The sequence below is a fragment of the Leeuwenhoekiella sp. H156 genome (assembly GCF_052218455.1).
GTDB classification, from domain to species: Bacteria; Bacteroidota; Bacteroidia; order Flavobacteriales; family Flavobacteriaceae; genus Leeuwenhoekiella; species Leeuwenhoekiella parthenopeia.
Map to the genome: position 1 here is coordinate 236,604 of NZ_CP197499.1, position 19,366 is coordinate 255,969.

The 19,366-nt window shown below is 45.0% G+C and carries 12 protein-coding genes; all 12 read right to left on the reverse strand.

Annotated features, from left to right (window positions below):
* Positions 1 to 2: 2 nt before the first annotated feature.
* Positions 3 to 3,629, reverse strand: a complete 3,627-nt coding sequence (locus ACSSS3_RS00970) for a CheR family methyltransferase (RefSeq protein ID WP_442846081.1) — start codon at positions 3,627 to 3,629, stop codon at positions 3 to 5.
* A 203-nt stretch (positions 3,630 to 3,832) separates the two neighbouring features.
* Complete coding sequence (locus tag ACSSS3_RS00975; RefSeq protein ID WP_442847380.1) at positions 3,833 to 4,915, reverse strand: 3-oxoacyl-ACP synthase III family protein; 1,083 nt, start codon at positions 4,913 to 4,915, stop codon at positions 3,833 to 3,835.
* A 222-nt stretch (positions 4,916 to 5,137) separates the two neighbouring features.
* The gene (locus ACSSS3_RS00980) at positions 5,138 to 6,859 is read right to left on the reverse strand and encodes an efflux RND transporter periplasmic adaptor subunit (protein WP_442846082.1); all 1,722 of its coding nucleotides are present in this window, start codon (positions 6,857 to 6,859) and stop codon (positions 5,138 to 5,140) included.
* Between the two features lie 10 nt (positions 6,860 to 6,869).
* Positions 6,870 to 7,352: a DUF305 domain-containing protein gene (locus ACSSS3_RS00985; protein WP_099646745.1), complete on the reverse strand. Its 483-nt coding sequence runs from the start codon at positions 7,350 to 7,352 to the stop codon at positions 6,870 to 6,872.
* 15 nt (positions 7,353 to 7,367) lie between these two features.
* On the reverse strand, positions 7,368 to 8,069 hold the full coding sequence (locus ACSSS3_RS00990) for a PepSY domain-containing protein (RefSeq protein ID WP_442846083.1): 702 nt from the start codon (positions 8,067 to 8,069) through the stop codon (positions 7,368 to 7,370).
* Between the two features lie 3 nt (positions 8,070 to 8,072).
* On the reverse strand, positions 8,073 to 10,835 hold the full coding sequence (locus tag ACSSS3_RS00995; RefSeq protein WP_442846084.1) for a heavy metal translocating P-type ATPase: 2,763 nt from the start codon (positions 10,833 to 10,835) through the stop codon (positions 8,073 to 8,075).
* Between the two features lie 68 nt (positions 10,836 to 10,903).
* A complete protein-coding gene (locus ACSSS3_RS01000; protein ID WP_442846085.1) occupies positions 10,904 to 11,461 on the reverse strand; it encodes a helix-turn-helix domain-containing protein in 558 nt (185 codons plus the stop codon).
* 1 nt (position 11,462) lies between these two features.
* Entirely contained in the window at positions 11,463 to 12,683 is a 1,221-nt protein-coding gene (locus ACSSS3_RS01005) for a permease (RefSeq protein ID WP_442846086.1), read from the reverse strand.
* 175 nt (positions 12,684 to 12,858) lie between these two features.
* Positions 12,859 to 13,473, reverse strand: a complete 615-nt coding sequence (locus tag ACSSS3_RS01010; protein WP_442846087.1) for a DUF3347 domain-containing protein — start codon at positions 13,471 to 13,473, stop codon at positions 12,859 to 12,861.
* 11 nt (positions 13,474 to 13,484) lie between these two features.
* The gene (locus tag ACSSS3_RS01015) at positions 13,485 to 14,729 is read right to left on the reverse strand and encodes a TolC family protein (RefSeq protein WP_442846088.1); all 1,245 of its coding nucleotides are present in this window, start codon (positions 14,727 to 14,729) and stop codon (positions 13,485 to 13,487) included.
* 265 nt (positions 14,730 to 14,994) lie between these two features.
* Positions 14,995 to 18,786 carry an efflux RND transporter permease subunit gene (locus ACSSS3_RS01020; protein ID WP_442846089.1) on the reverse strand — a complete coding sequence of 1,264 codons (3,792 nt, stop codon included), beginning with the start codon at positions 18,784 to 18,786 and terminating at the stop codon, positions 14,995 to 14,997.
* Between the two features lie 116 nt (positions 18,787 to 18,902).
* Entirely contained in the window at positions 18,903 to 19,322 is a 420-nt protein-coding gene (locus ACSSS3_RS01025) for an HYC_CC_PP family protein (RefSeq protein ID WP_442846090.1), read from the reverse strand.
* Positions 19,323 to 19,366 lie beyond the last annotated feature (44 nt).

Below are 19,366 nucleotides of genomic sequence, written 5' to 3' on the forward strand. Positions count from 1 at the left end.
TCTTAGCGCTTAATCTTAAAGTAAAACGTACTGCCCTGACCAAATTGCGAGTCAACCCAGATTGTACCTTCGTGTAATTTTACAATCTTTTTACAGTGAGCGAGCCCTACTCCGGTACCTTCATACTTTTCTTCGGTGGGTACTCTGCCAAATATTTTAAAGATCGCTTCCAGATCGTCTTCTTTTATACCTATACCATTATCCTGAATGGAAAAGGTATGATACTCTTCATCAGAAAAAGATGAAATACGTATGGAAGGGCTGGTATCCTTTTGACGGTATTTCAGCGCGTTACTTATAAGATTCTGAAACAATAAACGCAGTTCGGTTTCAAAAGCCATCACTTTAGGCATTTTACCCACACTTATTGTTGCCTGCGCCTCGCGGATACTGCGGTTGAGATCATACTTAACAACTTCTATAAGTTCTGTAACGTCAACTTTAGATTTCTCCAGATCTTCCCCAATGCGGCTGTGCTCCAGAAGTGCTTTAATCTGTTCGGCCATACGCCCCGAAGCTTCGTGAATATAACCCAGGTACTCCTTTCCTTTTTCGCTGAGTTCGCTGCTGAATTTCTTACTCAAGAAATCACTACTGAAGCGTATGGTTGAAAGCGGTTCCTGCAGGTCGTGCGAACAAATCGAAACAAACTGTTCTAAATCTGCATTGATGCGCTGCAGGTCTTCTTTTTGCTTCTGCAAGGCTTTCTGGGCATTTTTCAGGTCGGTTATCCCCATAAGGGTACAGCGCCATTGTTTGCCTTTACCTCCGTTTTGATCGGGCAGTAAATCTGCATTGAATAAAATATCAATGTGCTCGCCGGTATTGGTCTCGAGAGCCAACTCTACGTTTGAGATACTTCCTTTTTTCTCCAGTTCGTCAAGCAGGGCTATGGCCTTAACCTTGGTTCGCTTGGGATAGAATTCAAATATTGAGCGCTCCAGCACTTCCTCTTTTTCTGTAAAGCCTAAAGTCTGAACAAAGAGTTTATTACATTCAGTTATCTTACCGGTATGTGAATTTATGGTCACATGCATTACCGGATCATCCTCATAAAAGGCTTTGAACTTTTCTTCACTCTTACGCAGGCGTTCCTGAGACTGCTCGACTTTGTGAATATCAATAAACGTAATAACCACACCATCTATGCTTTCATGGCTGGTTATAAAAGGAGAGATACGTTGTAAAAAGTAGCGCCCGCTCTTGCTTTTTATACGCTTTTCAAAAACCTGACCGGTTTCCATTACCTTGCGCGAATTATCGACGATAGTTTCGCGTTTTTTAATTCCGAAATTGGCCACAAAGTTTTCAATAGAGCGACCTATGTCCTGTTTTACCAGGTGAAAATGTTCGCGTACCGCAGGCGTAAATTTTCTGATGATCAAATTACGGTCAAGAAAAACCGTACCTATACGGGTGCTGTCGAGCAGGTTATCCATATCGGCATTGAGCATCGCCAGATCTTCCATTTTCTCAATATGCTCTGCATTTACCGTATGTAATTCTTCGTTTACGCTTTGCAACTCCTCATTGGTGCTCTGTAATTCTTCGTTTGAAGCCAGCAATTCTTCATTAGAAGCCTGAAGCTCCTCGTTGCTGGTTTCGGCCTCTTCCAAAGCATTGCTGAGTTCGTATTGCGTCTCTTTAAGCTCTTCTTCCAGATCTGCAATGCGTTCCTGGGCAGACTTGTGAAGGTCTGAGCGCTCTACGATGAGCGACTTATTTGATTCTCTATCCTGTTCTAATAAGGTGATGATGTAATTGTTTTCACCATCATTACTGCTGCTAAAAAGTGGCTTAACCAAAACATCCAGACGCGTCTTGATGTTGTCTTTTTCGTCTATAAGTTCTACATCCTTATAAAAAATCTGACTGTTCTTGCGCTTAGCCTTGGTAACCGAACTTTTTATGGCTGCACCCAGTTCTTTGGGAAGCATATCGATTAGGTTTGTTGTAAAACCTTCATCGGGCATCTGGGCATATTTCTTAAAAGCGCCCATTGCCTCAAGTATCGTATAATTACTGTCAATATAGACGCTGGCTGCGCCATACTGCTGAATAATCGCCTTGCTTATTTCTTCGCGCAAACGGCTAGACTGATCGCTGCCTTTTGACTTCAACTTACGCCCACCCTGATCAGATCTGGAGGCGTTGTAACGTTCTGATGTAGAACTCAATATTTCTGTTCTCAATCGGTCTGAAGGATCTATGTTTCGGTATATATTCCATTTACGGTCAATCTCCTCAAAAGAATCGCGGTGTGCACCCAGAGATTCGCTGGAACCCAGAGTTAAAACACCCTGATCAACCAATGCATAATGCAGTACATGTATAACCTTAGACTGTACATCATTTTGCAGGTATATAAGGAGATTACGACACATCACCATATCCATATTCTTGAATGGCGGGTCGTTTGTAATGTCGTGATTTGAAAAAATGATACACTTGCGCAGGTTTTCCTTAACGCTGAAGTTATCACTTTGTTTTCTAAAGTATTTATTAACCCGTTCTTTTGAGAGATCACTCAGTACACTTTCTGAATAAACACCTTTACTGGCAATATCTAAATGATCCTGAGATATGTCGGTAGCAAAAATCTTCAGTTTGATGTCTTTACCCTGCTTGGCTATTTCATCTAAAAAAAGAATCCCCAAAGAATACGGTTCTTCTCCGGTACTGCAGCCTACATCCCAAATTTTCAGGGTATCTCCCGATTGCTTTTCAGCTATGATTTCAGGAACTACCTGCTGTTCAAGAATCTCCCATACCTTAAAGTCCCTGAAGAACTTGGTAACACCTATGAGAAACTCTTTATATAATATTTGTACTTCTTCTTTGTTTTCTTTCAAATACTGGTAATAGGATTCGAGTGTTTCGAGTTTAAGAACCCGCACCCTTCTTCCTATTCTGCGGAGTAAAGTAGGTCTTTTATAGAGACTGAAATCCAGTGCTGTTTCGGTTTTAAGAACCAGCAGGATTTTTTTAAGCAACTCTTCATCGTATTGAAAAAGTTCTGCATCAAAACCTATACTGCTTTGTGCCTCAAAGTAATTAGACAGTTCGTCACTTATACGCTCAACCGGTACGATATAATCTACAAGACCGGTTTTAATGGCGTTGCGGGGCATTCCGTCAAATTTTGCCTGCTCGGGTTGTTGCACCATAACGACGCCGCCCTTTTCCTTGATCGCCTTTACGCCACGCGAACCATCGCTGCCGGTACCACTCAAAATAATACCCGCACAATGCTCTTTGGCGTGATTTGCTAATGACTCGAAAAACAAGTCAATAGGCAGGTTTAAAGTTTTGTCTTTTGGTTTGGGAAGCAATTTAAACAGTCCGTCCTCGATGACTAGATTGTTTGTTGGCGGTATCAGGTAAATGCAGTTTGACTTGATCTCTCCCCCATCTTCGATAACTTCGATAGGAATTTTGGTGTTTTTACCCAATAACTCAGCCATCAGACTTTTATGGTCCGGCGACAGGTGCTGCACCACGATGTAACTGTAAAGAGAAGCCGTGGGAACATTATCGAAAAAATCATTAAGCGCCTGCAATCCTCCGGCACTGGCCCCAATGCCCACAATTACATGAACTGCTTTTTTTACGTTATTATTTGAGGTCACCTGCTTAAATTACGTTTTAAATTTACTTTGCTTAAGAGATAATATTATCAATAATAATGCACTATCCGCCAAACACCCAAAAATAATTTATTACAAGGAATAATAGCAGCATTGTGTTAAGATTTAAGAAAATCTTAAGATTTGCTATTATTAGTAATAATATAATTTCTATATGCTATTCAAAAAAAGCAAAAAAGGATAATTTAATACTGATAAACTGCCGCGTTGATGTTCATCCCTGCTCCTACCGAAGCAAAAACAACTACATCTCCGGGATTGATTTCCTGATTTTCTACCGAACCTTTAAGTATAAGGTCTAATAAGGTTGGTACTGTTGCAACCGAAGAATTCCCAATCCACGAAATAATCATAGGCATTACCCCTTCAGGAACCTCATCCTGACCGTAGAGTTTGTATAGTCGCTGTATGATTGCATCGTCCATCTTACCATTTGCCTGATGAATAAGAACCTTACTTACTTTTTCAATACCCAGCCCGGCTTTATCCAAACATGCTTTTATAGAAAGTGGTACGGTCTCCAGCGCATATTGATACAAACGTCTGCCGTTCATTTTGAGATACAAATCAGCCTCATTCTCCGGCGTAACGTTATAGGAACAGCCCATAGTGAGCATTTCGGCATAGCGATACGTGTCTGAACGGGTTTTATGAGCTAAAATACCCGTTGGGGCTTCACTTTCGCGCCCTTCAAGAATGGTGGCACCTGCACCATCTGCATAAATCATACTGTCGCGGTCGTGTAAATCAATCACCCGCGAAATGGTTTCGGCCCCTATCACCAGAATTTTTTGAGCATCGCCAGACTTAATGAAGTAATCTGCCTGTATCATCCCCTGTAACCAGCCGGGACAGCCAAAAGGCAAATCATAGGCCACGCAATCGGGGTTTTTGATCTTGAGTTTGTGTTTGACACGTGAAGCCAAAGCCGGAACCATATCGGTGCGGTTGGTACCTGCCTTAACATCCCCAAAATTATGAGCAACAATAATATAATCTAAAGTTTCCGCATCAATACCCGCATTTTTGATGGCTGATTCTGCAGCGAAAAAAGCGATATCTGAAGTGACCAAATCATCGGTCACATAGCGTCGCTCTTCAATGGTAGTGATCTCTTTAAACTTGTCTATGATATAGGCGTTATCCTTTTCGATCTTTTTACCGTTTGACTCATAAAACTCAAAACCTAAAAAATCTTCATTAGCTACCCGTTTTTCAGGTAGATAGCTCCCGGTACCGGTAATCACACTATAACGCTCTTTACTCATAAAATTTAATTTCTTCAAAGTGGGTCTTTGCTACACTTTTTCTGATGCATCTGCTATGCTGAATTGACGAATCGGTAAAATAGTGCTGCGTAAAATACAATCTATATTTTAATTAGTTATCAGCGGCTGTAAATTTTACAGTATTCAGACGTAACACTTTTATTTTAAAACACTGAATATCAAATCTTAAAATTGATAATTCCCGTATTTTTCAAACCTGAATTATTGGCCAAAGGTTTCAATCACACTACCACATCCCAGCATCGCATCGCCATAATACGGATTTTTAATTTGTTCTGAATCACTCAGCCACACCGCCCCTTTGTTTTCATTGGCCATTGGGCAACGCTGTAAAAACAATTTTTGATCAAAGGTGGAAGCGGCATTTACCAAAGCCGCAAGGTTCTCATTCAGGATCACAAAATGTTCCCGCTGATTTTCAAGCTGCGTATTATCTACCAAAGCATTCAGCATCTGAAGCAATTTGGAATAATGACTTTTCTCCATTTCCCCTAAATCTCCCGCCGAAACCTGCTGTAACTGCTGCCTGAATGTTTTCGCGGAAGCGCTAACCTTCGCAGCATCAGACGCGACAAAAGCATCTTTAAGCTTCAAATATGCCGGAATAGCCGCTTTAAGACCGGTCTCAAATTTTGCCGGGAGGCTCATATTCATCTCCATAGGTTTCTCACTTTCGGCGGCGTCTTTGCCGCCCATCATCGATTTTTTACCATTGAGCTGAGCAGCAGCATCAACGGTAAACGTACCGTTAACGACGATTTCTTCACCCGGCGCAAGTCCTTCAAGAATCGCGTAAGTATCTCCCTGTTTTGGGCCCAGGGTCACTTCGCGCATTTCAAAAACAGGCTCCGTGGGATTGGGTTTTACATAAACCAGTGAGCGCTCTCCCGTCCACATCACGGCAGTCGCGGGGATGGCAAGGGCTTCTGTGCCTGTACCCAACGCACCTTCAACCATGGCGGTCACAAACATACCCGGTTTAAACAAGTCTTCCCTATTGGTTAAGGTTGCACGTACGGTAACCGTACGCGTACCGGTATTGAGAATGGGATCTATAAACGAAATAACACCTTCAAAACTTCGACCGGGATAGGCGTTGGTCTGTATGTTGAGTTTTTGACCTTTTTTAAACAGACTTAACTGATTCTCGTAGGCGTCAAATTCTGCCCACACGCTGTTAAGATTACTCAGTTTTAGCAAAGGCTGACCCTGCTTCACATAGTCGCCTTCTGCAGCCATAACTTCGGTTACTGTACCGGAAACGGTAGCAAAAACCGGAAAATACTCCTGTACCTTGCCCGACTCTTCAATTCGGTTGATTTGGGCCTCAGAAAGCTTCCAGAGTTTTAATTTTTTACGTACCGCGTTGTAGAGAGCGGGTTGCGAACTCTTTAACGAGGCTGCTGTGATCAATTCCTGCTGCGCCGCTACCAGATTAGGCGCGTAGATGGTTGCCAGTTGCTGCCCGGCACGTACCTGCTGGCCTTCATAATTCATATTTAAGCGCTCTAAACGCCCGTCGAAATAACTGGACTGAACGGCTACTTCTTCGGCATTGGTCGCGATTTTACCCGAAAGGCGGATGCTGCCGGCATCTGCTTCGGTTTGATCACCTATCACCAAAGTCTGAATATTGGCCAGTGCCAGGGCATTTTCGGTAAGCTTAAACTGATTGGCCAGCAATCCTGATGCATTGGTTTCGGCAGGGATCAAATCCATCCCGCAAATGGGGCAATCGCCCGGCTCTTCCCGTAAAATCTGCGGATGCATAGAGCACGTCCAGAGTTGGTTTGCTTCAGCCTCACTGTGATCGTGCGCATCGGTCCCGGGAGCTTCAGCATCTGAACCTCCGAAAATGAAATACCCACCTGCCAGTCCCAGCACAAGCGCCAGGATAATAACTCCTATTGATTTTGTTTTCATAATTACGTTTTTATTCTGCAGCTTCCAGACGCTTAATCATCGCCTTCATCTCTGCAATCTCTTTTTCCTGAGCTTTAATAATTTCTTCTGCCAGTTTCTTTACTTCGGGATCTTTGATATCGGCCCGGTTGCTGGTTAATATAGCGATGGAATGATGCGGAATCATCGCTTTCATCCACGAAACATCTCCTATAGGTTTCTGCGCTCTTACTAAATACAAGGCGCTGCAAAAAACCACCAGACTTCCTATCAAAATAGCTGCATTTTTAAGCTTATGCGTGTACATATTCAGCATAAACAGCAGCATAATTACTGCCATTGTACAAATACCCAATAAGGACATATAAAAGCGGGTAAGGCTAAAGTAAACGTGGTCTATCTCGTAGGTATTTAAATACATCGTGATGTACATCGCTGCGAAAGAGCAGGCCAGCATCAACAGGAATTTGGTATAGGCTTTCGGTTTGGTGTGCGAGTCGTTAGTCGTTTTCATTGGTTTTGAATTAGGTTATTTTCTTCTGCTCCATTTTCTAATCGTGGGCGAACTGATGTACCACAGCACAAAGCCGCTCAGCACGGTTAATAATCCCAAAACGGAAAAGATGCGCAGTAGTAAATTATTGATGTCATCGCGACCTTCATAGTCCATCGTGTGGGTCATCCATAAAAAGTCAAACCAGCGCCAGTCGCGATGGCGTACGGTTTGAAAAGTTCCGTCAGCCACAGAAATATAGGCCTTTAACGCATCGTCGCCTTCATAGCTCACCACATAAGCCGGAAGCAATTTTTCCCGGTACTCGTGATGTGCATCGGTGGTTCTTATTTTTTCAATTCCTGCAACCTTCAGCTCGGGTTTGATGTGCAAGGCCGCAATATTGAGGGCTTCTTCAGGGGTAATTCCGTCTTTTAAATAACCTGTTTGAGCATCGTATAAAGAACTGTTGTTAATCCAGTAATACGGCTTGCTATTGATTTCGCGCAGCACAAGACTTGAGATTTTTAAAGTCGAATCTAATGCTGCCGGACTAATGAGTTCGCCAAAGGCGGTCTTACTGACCTCCTGCCGAAAATGATCGCCGTGAATCTCATCAATATCGGTCCAGCTGAAGTAGAGTCCGCTTACCGTCCACATGATAAACTGAATCCCGATAAACAATCCCAAATACCGGTGTATTTTTCTGATTTTTTTACGTGCTCTTAATTTCCCCATAGATTATTCTAAAGATTTACTGCGCAGGCGCAGGGCGTTTACGATTACCGATACCGAACTGAAACTCATCGCCAGAGCCGCAATCATCGGCGAAAGTAAAATTCCGAAAAACGGAAACAAAACTCCTGCCGCGACCGGCACTCCCACCGAATTATAAATAAGCGCAAAAAACAGGTTTTGCTTGATATTGCGCATTACTGCATCGCTCAGGTTTCGGGCTTTTACGATACCGTGAAGATCGCCTTTTACTAATGTAATAGCCGCGCTTTCTATGGCCACATCGGTACCGGTGCCCATAGCGATCCCCACGTTGCTTTGTGCCAAAGCGGGAGCGTCATTGATCCCGTCACCGGCCATAGCCACACGATGCCCTTCTTTTTGCAGGCGTTCTACTTCGCTTAATTTGTCCTGCGGAAGCATTTCGGCCTTAAAACTGGTGAGATTCAAATCCTGAGCTACCGCACGAGCCGTATCTTCATTATCACCGGTAAGCATAATGACGTCAATGCCTTTATTCCGTAAGGCGTTAATCGCCTGTTTACTGGTGGCCTTGATTTTGTCTGAAATCACCACATAGCCCACCGCCTTTTGATCTACCGCCAGAAACGAAACGGTTTTGCCTTTCTTCTGTTGGGCAAGCGCTTCCTGCTGCAAGGCTTCAGGAATCGCAGCCTCTGCCTGTTGCATCATCTTCTCATTACCCAGTGCCAGGTTTTTACCTTCAAAACTTCCTGTCACCCCCTTACCGGTTACCGCTTTGAAGTTTTCGGCTTTGCCGGGTTTCATTCCCTGTTCTTTCGCATAGCGGATGGTTGCCTCAGCCAGCGGATGCTCACTCTGATTGTTGAGCGCGGCGATGTAGGTGAGAATTTGACTTTCTTCAAAACCCGCAGCACTGCCTATGGCTTCTACCGAAGGTTTCCCTTCGGTTATGGTACCCGTTTTATCAATGATAAGCGTATCTATCTTATCCATTTTTTCGAGGGCTTCGGCATTCTTAATCAGCACCCCATTTTGCGCACCTTTACCCACACCAACCATAACCGACATCGGTGTGGCAAGCCCTAAAGCACAGGGACAGGCTATGATGAGCACGGCAATGGCGTTTACCAGTGCGTAAACGTACACCGGTTCGGGGCCAAAAACAGCCCAGATCACAAAAGTGAGCACCGCAATAACCACCACCACCGGCACGAAATACGACGAAATCTTATCGGCTAGTTTCTGAATAGGCGCCTGACTGCGACTGGCCTTATTAACCATCTCGATGATTTGGGCCAGCAGGGTTTCTCCGCCTATTTTTTCGGCTTTCATTAAAAAAGACTGACTGCCGTTGATGGTACCGCTGCTCACCGAATCGCCCTCGGCTTTAGAAACCGGCATAGGCTCCCCGGTAATCATAGACTCGTCAATAGAGGTCTCTCCCTCGGTAATGACACCATCTACCGGAATTTTGTCACCGGGTTTTACACGTAAAATATCGCCTTTTTCAATAGCATCTATAGACACTTCCTCTTCTTCCCCGTCAACCACTTTTATCGCTTTGTTGGGTGCCAGTTTCAGCAGTTCTTTAACGGCTGAATTGGTCTTGCTGTGGGCACGGGCTTCAAGCACCTGCCCCATAAGCACAAGCGTAAGGATAACGGTCGCTGCCTCAAAGTAGACGTGCACGGTACCCGCTTCGGTCTTGAATTGAGGCGGAAAGAAATCGGGCACCAGCATCCCAAACAAACTGAACAACCAGGCTACCCCGGCACCGATGCCGATAAGCGTAAACATATTGAGATTCCAGGTCTTAACCGATCTCCAGGCGCGCTCAAAAAACATCCAGGTCGCGTAAAACACCACCGGAAGCGAAAGTGCAAACTGCACCCAGTTCCAGTATTTAAGCGGCATCAGATCGTACAGCGGATTGTTGCTGATCATCTCGCTCATAGCAATGATAAAAATAGGCAGGGTAAAAGCCGATGCAATCCACAATTTGCGCAGCAGCTTTTTGTAAGTCTTTTCTTCGGCGGAAAGATCGGGTTCTTTAGGGACCAAATCCATCCCGCAAATGGGGCAGCTTCCGGGCTCATCTTCTACGACTTCGGGGTGCATGGGACAGGTATATCCTCCCTCTTGCTGCCTCCCAGAAAAGGAGGACTGCTCCTGAACCAAGTCCATTCCGCAAACCGGGCAATCTCCGGGTTTGTCATAGGTCTTATCACCCTCACAATGCATGGGGCAGTAAAAAGCCCCCGAGCCCCCATTGGGGGACGAAGCGCCCGTCTTATTCTTCCCTACTGTATTTTTCGGTTTATGTTCCTTATCGTGATGCTGGTGATCGCCGGGCATATGAATGCTGTAGTTGCCGCCATCCGCTTCAAGGGCCTGCTTAAACGTATCAAGTTTTATGTGATGATCCATCTCGATAACCGCTTCCGCTTTTTCTAAATTGACCTCCACATTTTTCACGCCTTCAACCCCGGCCAGCGTTTGCTCCACGTGATTGCGACAACCGTTGCAGGTCATTCCGTGAATGTGATAGGTGTGTGTCATCGCTGCGTGCTCCTTTAACGGGTGAATGCTGTACCCCCCTCCAGCTGCCTTCAGGGCTTTTTGAAAGGTTTCCAAAGCAATGTGCTTTTCCATCGTAATATGAGCCTCGGCCTTTTCCAGATCAACACTCACTTCCTCAACGCCTTCAATCTGTGCAAGGGTTTGCGCTACGTGATTGCGACAGCCGTTACAGGTCATTCCGCTTATGCTATAGGTATGTTTCATGATTTTTTGATTTTAAACCAAAAATAAGCTGTGCCTTTTGCTTTGATTTACAGAATTACAGATAGTATTTACACAATATTGTCAATGCCAATCCTATTCCATTCCTGACTGTTTTTATAGGCGCTCATCGTCATTCCGGTAGTGGTTTTAAACTGTCCCGAAAGGTGATGTATCGACTTATAGCCCAGCCTGTGTGCGATTTCAGAAAAAGAAAGCCTGTTCATCTGTATGAACTCCTTTACCTTTTCAATCTTCAGTTTGATCACAAATTTCTCAAGGGTTTGGCCTTCAACCTTCTTAAAAGTCTTACTGAGCAGGCTGTAATCTCTGTTCAGTTTCTTTACCAGATAGGAAGGGAGGTTTTCTTCCACATTATCATTTATTCGCTCTATCAGTGCCAGTTTGATTTCTTCGGCAAGCAGTACTTCAGGATGTTGCATCAGTTCAAATCCTTTTTTCTGCAATTCGTTTTCAAACAGCTGCTCATCAAAAGCCGCATTAACCTCAAGTACCACATTACCCAATTGCAAATGATCTACTTTAGCCTGTGCTGCTTCAGCAACCTGCTGCACCACCTGCTTGCAGCGATCGCAAACCATATTTTTTATGTAGTACTCCTTTTTCATCCTAAACAAAAAACTTAACAATCAAGCCACCCGCGAGCCAGACATAACAAATCAATGCAGCATATTTAAGGATCTTCTCGAGCAATTCACTCTTAGGCGCCATTTCCTTCATATGCATAATATCCTTTCGCTTAAAAAAGCCCAGATAGATCAAATATCCCGAAATAGCCAAAAAGACCAAATTGAGGTAAAAGGTATAATCGATTTTGAAATACTCGGAATCCTGAATCGTAACCTGTGAAGAATCCGGTAGAATACTGAACACGTCAAACGAATAATGCAGGATTAACGAAGCTCCTACCAAAGCGGTAAAAAGCAGAAAGAGAATAAACAAAGACATCTTCCACCCGTAGTATTTGGCATTGATGCGCAAAATGGGAAACACCACCAGATCACTAAAGATAAAGGCCATTACCCCTGCAAAACTGACACCTTTACCAAAGAGCAAAGCCGCCAGCGGAATATTGCCCATAGAACCGATAAACGTGATAAACGCGGCCACGGGACCCACTACAATGTGTTCCAGAATTTCAAGAAACGAGAAATCAGTATTACCGTTACCGGTGCCGATAAAGAGTGTTTGAAACCACGCATCGGGCACAAATGCGGCAACAATACCTGCGATGGTAAAACCTACGGTGACATCTTTCCAAACCATCTTCCACTCCATCCCATATTGTTTGGAAACCTTAGCCCAACTTTCTTCAGACTTCATTTTGTCTTTCCATGATTTGGAATTCTCATCGTCGTCTTTGTCGTTGTCCTCTAAATTTTTCCGGGCTTTTTCAATGAGCTTCTTAGGGTTGATGAGGCGTATGAGCAGCCAGCTGATGAGTATCAACAACATTCCGCCAACGTACTCGCCTACCACAAACTGCCATCCCAGAAATATCGAAATGATGATTCCTAATTCGATAACCAGATTTGTAGAAGCCAGCAAAAAGGCGATACTCGATACAAAACTGGCTCCTTTTTTAAACAGGGATTTGGTAGATGCCAAAGCTGCAAAACTGCACGAACTGCTGATAAACCCGAAGAAGGTGCCGAGCAAAACGCCTTTGCCCTCGGCTCCTCCCATGGTTTTTTGCATCTTCTTTTCGGTTACAAAAATCTGGATCATACTGCTTATCACATAGCCCAGGGCAAACGCCCAAAGTGCCATCCAAAAAAATCCGGTTGTTGTATAGGCTGCCTCGCCCCATTGTTCTAAAAAGTCATTCATAATGTGATTCCTTATCTCTGATTCATTATTCACAATTCATACGCTGAACTCCGCAGGCAGTTTTATAAAAAGGGTCCCAATATTAACGCGCCAGAGACATTAATCGTTTTAAACTATACCCACAGGTCTATTCCGCAGAATTCGGAGCAGACTGACAGTCTGATTTCAAAGTTGACTACTTGGTAATCGTAGCGGTCACAGAGCCACAGGTAAGCATCTGATCTCCGTAATACGGATTTTTAATAGCCGCTTCATTAGAAAGCCAGTCTCCACCTTTACCGTCAAAGGCCATTGGACAATGCTGCTTGTACAGGGTTCCGCTGTTTAAAGTTCCTTTAAAATAAGCTTCGGCTGCGTTAGAGAACTGTGAAAATGCGGTGCGCTGCACTTTCAAATCTTCACTTGAAGCAATAGCACTGGCAGCAGATTTTAATTTGGCATTGCTTTCGTCAAAAATCATGGCCAGATTTGCAGCCTCCTGCTTCGCTTTAGCCGGGTCTGAAGCTATAAGGGCCAGACGAACGCTGTTGTAGGCTTTCCACACTGCGGCCACGTTCTCATCCTCAAAGCTTAGCGCGGCATCGTCTGTCTTCATTTCGGCATCTGTGTGCATCGAATGATCCATATCTGCGCCATCCATATGGTCCATGCCTTCCATTTCCTGCTCATCAACCATACGCTCTTCTACCAATGCGTCTTCGCCCTCATTGTTATTCTTTTTGTCGTTTCCGCAAGAAGTGATGCTTAGCGCGGTAGCCGCGATCATTACAAATTTTACTGTGTTTTTCATGGTGTTTAATTTTAAAATTGAATTAGATAATTGAGTATTGCGGCCTGCCCGTAATAGCGCTGTACCGCTTCGATTTGTTTGGTTTGAATAGTTAATTGCAGTTCCTGTATATCGAGCACTTCACTAAAATCTATAGTTCCGGTCTCGTAATTTTTCAGCAAAATAGACTCGGCATCCCGTGCCTGTTTTAAGTTTTGCTCCTGTGTATTGTACTGTATGCGGGCGGTGTTTCTATTCTTTTGCGCTTCCGCGAAAAGGCTTCGTAACATGTTTAGGCGTTGCGAACGCTGGGCTTCAACTTCCTGCTGTCTCAACTCGTTTTGCCGGGTGACCGATTTGTATTTGTTATTGAAAATAGGCACCGAAACCGAAACCATAGGCATCACAATATCTTTCCCATTGTCCGGCATCATCATATCGGTGCGTTCCGATACCGGAATATAATCAAGGCCTACTCCAAACTTGGGAGCAGCCTCGCGCTGGTTGAGCGCCTCGGCACTGGCGATACTTTCGTAGATTCGGTCGTATTTGAGCAGCTCCGGGTTTTGCTCCAAAACTTCCAGCGAAGCTTCCGGATCTGAAACCGGAATCGCCAGACTGTCAACAAGACGCACCGGCGCTGATCCCTCGGCATTCAACAACGCATTAAACTGAATCTGTGCGGCCTTAAGTTCTTCGGCAAGCACCCGGCGTTGCGCCTCGAGTTCGTTCTGCCTGATCTGAATTTTTAAAAAATCTACCGCCGAAGCTTTGCCCACTTCAACTGCAGTGAGGGCCAACTCTTCATAGGTTTTTAAGAGTTCTTTGTTTTGCTGTAAAACGAGCATCCGGGCCTTAATGCCGTACATCGTATAATAGCTTTGGGCGACCTCGAGCTGCAGCTTTCGCTTTGCGATCACATATTCCAGATACTCTGCCTCTGCCATAGCATCCTGAGCGGCAATACGGGCGTTAATGGTACCAAACCAGGGCAGCATTTGCTTCACCGAAAAACGGGCACGCTGCGCCCCGGTGCGCGTCTCGGGTGTACTCACAAAATAACCCACTGCAAACTCGGTATCAGGTAGTGTATTCACTTCAGTGGCCTTTTCCTGAGCCACGTTGTAGCGCAGTTCGTAGGCCCTGATCTCGGGATTTGCTACAACCGCCTGCTCCAGATAATCACTGAGTTGCTGAGAGTTCAAGTCCGTGATGCCTAAGATTAGGAGGGCCAAAATCAAGGTTAGCACACCCTTGTGTGGTTTTATGCTGTTCATTATTTATTATTTATTATTCGGTTCTGTAAAAAGTGGAATCGTTGAATCGTTCTATTCCAATAACTCGTAACAATTTCTTCTTACTTTTCACCTCTTACTTTCTACTTCGTATTTCATATTTTCTACTTTAAACACCTTTGGCTTCGATACAAATTTGAAATTGCCCACGCTATTTCAAATTCACTCAGCCGCCGGTTGGTTCTCGACTGCCCTCGAACTGACATCCATTTTCACTTTTTACTTTTTACTTTCTACTTTTCACTTCTTACTTCTCACTTCTCACTTCTAAAACCCCACGTCTGGCAAGCTCCCGTTCCTTGTACCAGCTGTATAAAACCGGAACGATGAAATAGGAAGTTACGTCAATGATCATCCCGCCGAAAACGGGGATGGCCATCGGGATCATAATATCACTTCCCCTTCCGGTTGACGTGAGTACCGGTAACAGTGCCAAAATCGTGGTTACCGTGGTCATCAGACACGGACGTATACGCTTGCCTGCTGCGATAAGCGTCGCCTCACGAATTTCTTTACGATCTTCAGGGCTTTCCTTTTCAAAAGTCTGCGTCAGATAGGTCGCCATCACCACACCGTCATCGGTAGCAATACCAAAAAGGGCGATAAAGCCTACCCAAACCGCCACACTGAGATTTATGGTTTTCATATTGAACAGATCGCGGACATTTTCGCCAAAAAAACTGAAGTTTAAAAACCAATCCTGACCGTACAGCCACATCATAATAAAGCCACCGGCAAAAGCCACGGCGATGCCCGTGAAGACCATAAGCGATGTAGAGACAGACCGAAACTGAAAATACAAAATCAGGAAAATGATGAGCAAACACAGGGGTACAACGACACTCAGTGTTTTTTCCGCCCGCAGCTGGTTTTCATAAGTCCCCGTAAACTGATAACTGATTCCCTGAGGCACGACGAGTTCGCCGGAATCAATTTTAGACTGAATAAGGCGCTGCGCATTTTCGACCACATTAACCTCGGCATAACCGTCCTGTTTGTCAAAAAGCACATAGCCTACCAGAAAAGTATCTTCGCTCTTGATCACCTGCGGCCCCTGCTCGTATTTAATCGTGACGAGTTCGCTAAGCGGCACCGGACTCCCCTTCTCCACCGGAACGTAAATGGATTTTAAATCATCGGGCGTATCCCGCAGTTCGCGGGGATAACGCACCCGCACCGCATAACGCTCGCGACCTTCCACGGTTTGGGTGATGGGCATACCCCCCACCGCGACTTCAAGCACCTGTTGCACCTGCTCTATGCTGATGCCGTAACGCACCAGACGATCCCGGTCGATATCGATAAGCAGATAGGGTTTACCTACAATGCGGTCTGCAAAAACAGCCTCTTCCTTAACGCCTTCAGCCTGTTTTAGAATCGTTTCCAGCTCCAGCCCAAAAGCTTCAATCTGGCGCAGGTCCTGACCTTTAACTTTAATCCCCATAGGCGCACGCATCCCGGTTTGCAGCATTACCAAACGGGTTTCGATAGGCTGTAATTTGGGCGCCGAAGTTACCCCGGGAAGTTTGGTTACCCGCGCAATCTCATTCCAGATATCATCGGCCGATTCAATTTCAGGCCGCCAGTTGCGGTAGTATTCGCCGTCTTCATCTTCTACCAGTTGATCTGCGCTGACCGGGAAAGGGTTCTCGACTGTACTTCGACCCTGCTCAGCAGAACCGCTCGAACTGACATCATTTTCGTCAGATAAATCTGAATTGGGATTAGCTGTCTTTCCGCCGTTCTTAAGTACAAAAAAACCGTCTTCGTCTACCTGATAACGCTGCCGCTTACCGTTTGCATTAAACATAAACTCAGGTTTATACTGAATGATGTTTTCATACATAGACAGGGGCGCAGGGTCTAATGCAGACTCCGTTCTTCCGGACTTGCCCACCACCGTTTCAATTTCGGGAATACTGGCTACTGCCATATCGAGCTGCTGCAATACCCGCTTGTTTTCTTCAACTCCGGCGTGCGGAAGGGAAGTTGGCATCAACAGAAAAGTACCTTCATTGAGTGCCGGCATAAATTCCTTTCCGGTGTTGCTTAGGATAAAACCCCCGCAAATCAACACCGTGAGCGGAACGCTCAGGAATAACAGCCGGTTTGACAATGCCCAGCGCAGGATGCGTTCGTAAAAATGCTGCAGGACCCAGAAGGCTCCAAAAAATACCCCACAGATAAAAGCGACAAAAATAAGATTGATCAGAATGCTTCGGTCGAAGCCCAAAGGACGCCAATAGGTCGCCAATAAAAACACAATTGCCGTAATCACCACAATGCCTTCCGCCTGCGGCAAACCATTAAAAGGTAACTTTTCCGCTTTGTGTAAAAAATAGAGCGCACCAAACGCAATCAATACCAGGCCTAACCAGTATCCCAATACAATGGCCAGTACTCCCAATGCTATTAAAAGTACCTGTAACCCATTGGCGAGGGAAGTTCGCATTTGTTTTCTGCGGAAAATCAAAGCCGCGAAAGGCGGAATGAGAAACAAAGCGATAACCAGGGAGGCTGCGAGGGCCACAGTTTTGGTAAAAGCCAGCGGCCGGAAGAGTTTACCTTCGGCACCAATCATCGTAAATACCGGAATAAAACTGATGATTGTGGTCATCACTGCGGTCACAATAGCACCCGATACTTCGGCAGTAGCATTGTAAATAAGCGTGTTTAACGGAAGCTTTTCGGGCTGATGCTCCTGCTCATCCAGATGTCTGATCATATTTTCGGTGAGGATGACCCCCACATCGACCATGGTGCCTATCGCAATTGCAATACCCGAAAGTGCTACGATATTGGCGTCTACATCAAACCATTTCATCGCAATAAATACCATAAGCACGGCGACCGGCAACAAGCCTGAGATCAAAGCCGATGCCCTGAGGTTAAACACCATTACGATAATAACCAGAATGGTGATGAGAATTTCCATCGTTAGGGCTTCATCGAGGGTGCCCAGGGTTTCCTCAATAAGATGCGTACGATCGTAAAACGGAACAATAGTCAGTTGGGATTTGGTGCCGTCTGCAAGGGTTTTTGAAGGCAAACCACCACTAATCTCGGCGATTTTCTCCTTCACATTGGTAATCACCTCCATCGGGTTTGCACCGTAACGCGCCACCACTACTCCACCCACAACCTCAGCCCCTTCCTTGTCTAAAATACCACGGCGTGGCGCAGGCCCAAGGGAAACCTTTGCAATATCCTTGATGCGGATAGCCGTAAAATCTGACGAAGTAACCACTGCATTTTCCAAATCGGCTACCGATTTGATATATCCCAATCCGCGTACCAGATATTCGGCTTTATTGATCTCAAGGGTTTGAGCACCAATTTCCTTGTTGCTTTCTTTCACCGCCATGACCAGCGCGTCCAGACCAATATTGTACTGACGCAACAACTCGGGATTTACGTCAATCTGATATTCCTGCACGTAGCCGCCAATAGACGCCACTTCAGAAACGCCACCTGCCGAAGCCAGACCGTATTTAACGTAATAGTCCTGAATGCTGCGCAATTCCTGTAAATCCCAGCCGCCGGTAACCTTGCCCTGAGGATCACGCCCTTCAAGCGTGTACCAAAAAATCTGACCCAGACCTGTGGCATCCGGTCCCAGCGAAGGATTAACTCCATCCGGCAATAAGCCCGAGGGTAAAGAATTGAGTTTTTCAAGAATGCGGCTACGGCTCCAGTAAAATTCGATATCCTCTTCAAAAATGATATAGATGCTGCTAAAGCCAAACATCGAAGAAGATCGAATGGTTTTAACTCCGGGAATTCCCAGAAGCGCGGTGGTAAGCGGATAGCTGATCTGATCTTCGATATCCTGCGGGGAGCGTCCGGGCCATTTGGTGAAAACAATTTGCTGGTTTTCCCCAATATCCGGGATTGCATCTACGGCCACAGGATCACGTGGGATGAGGCCCGTGTCCCAGTCAAAGGGTGCATTGGCAACTCCCCAGCCTACAAAAAGCGCCAGGAGCAGGAAGGCGACCAACTTGTTTTCGATAAAAAATTTGATGCTTTTATTGAGCATAAACTACGGTATTGATTACTTAGATTGAAAAATGCACGGTATAAACAGGTGCGTTAATGCTTTCGCGAATGCGAAAACAACCTAAAACCAAATTTGGTTTCAGTTCAAAAAAAGAATCAAATACGAAAAACCTGATCGAGCGTCTGTACGTCCCGTATCAGGGGTGGTGGTAAGTAAGCCTCAAATGAATTGAAATCTGCTTCCTGAGGTTCAAAAAGCAGTGCGTATGAAAATAAAAATGAGGTTATAAAAAGCTGCTGATTGACATCTAAATCGTGAAAAGCAGGTTTTAAATTTTCCTGTGCTTTTGCCGAAAGTTCCTTATCAGAACAGCAGGATTTTTTCTGAAGTTGCAGTTCGCAGTCACTCACATCGTTTGGAGACTGCTCCATCCCACATGATTTTGCGTGATTGGTAAGTGAAAAATCTACAAGCAAATCGCCACAATAGTGCATATTCACTGTAAAGGACATTGTGGTAAAAAGCACCACAAACGCCATTAAGACAGCTCCTATTTGATTTACAATTTGCTTCATAAGGACACAAAGATACAGCAATTAGCCTATACTTAACAAGACCT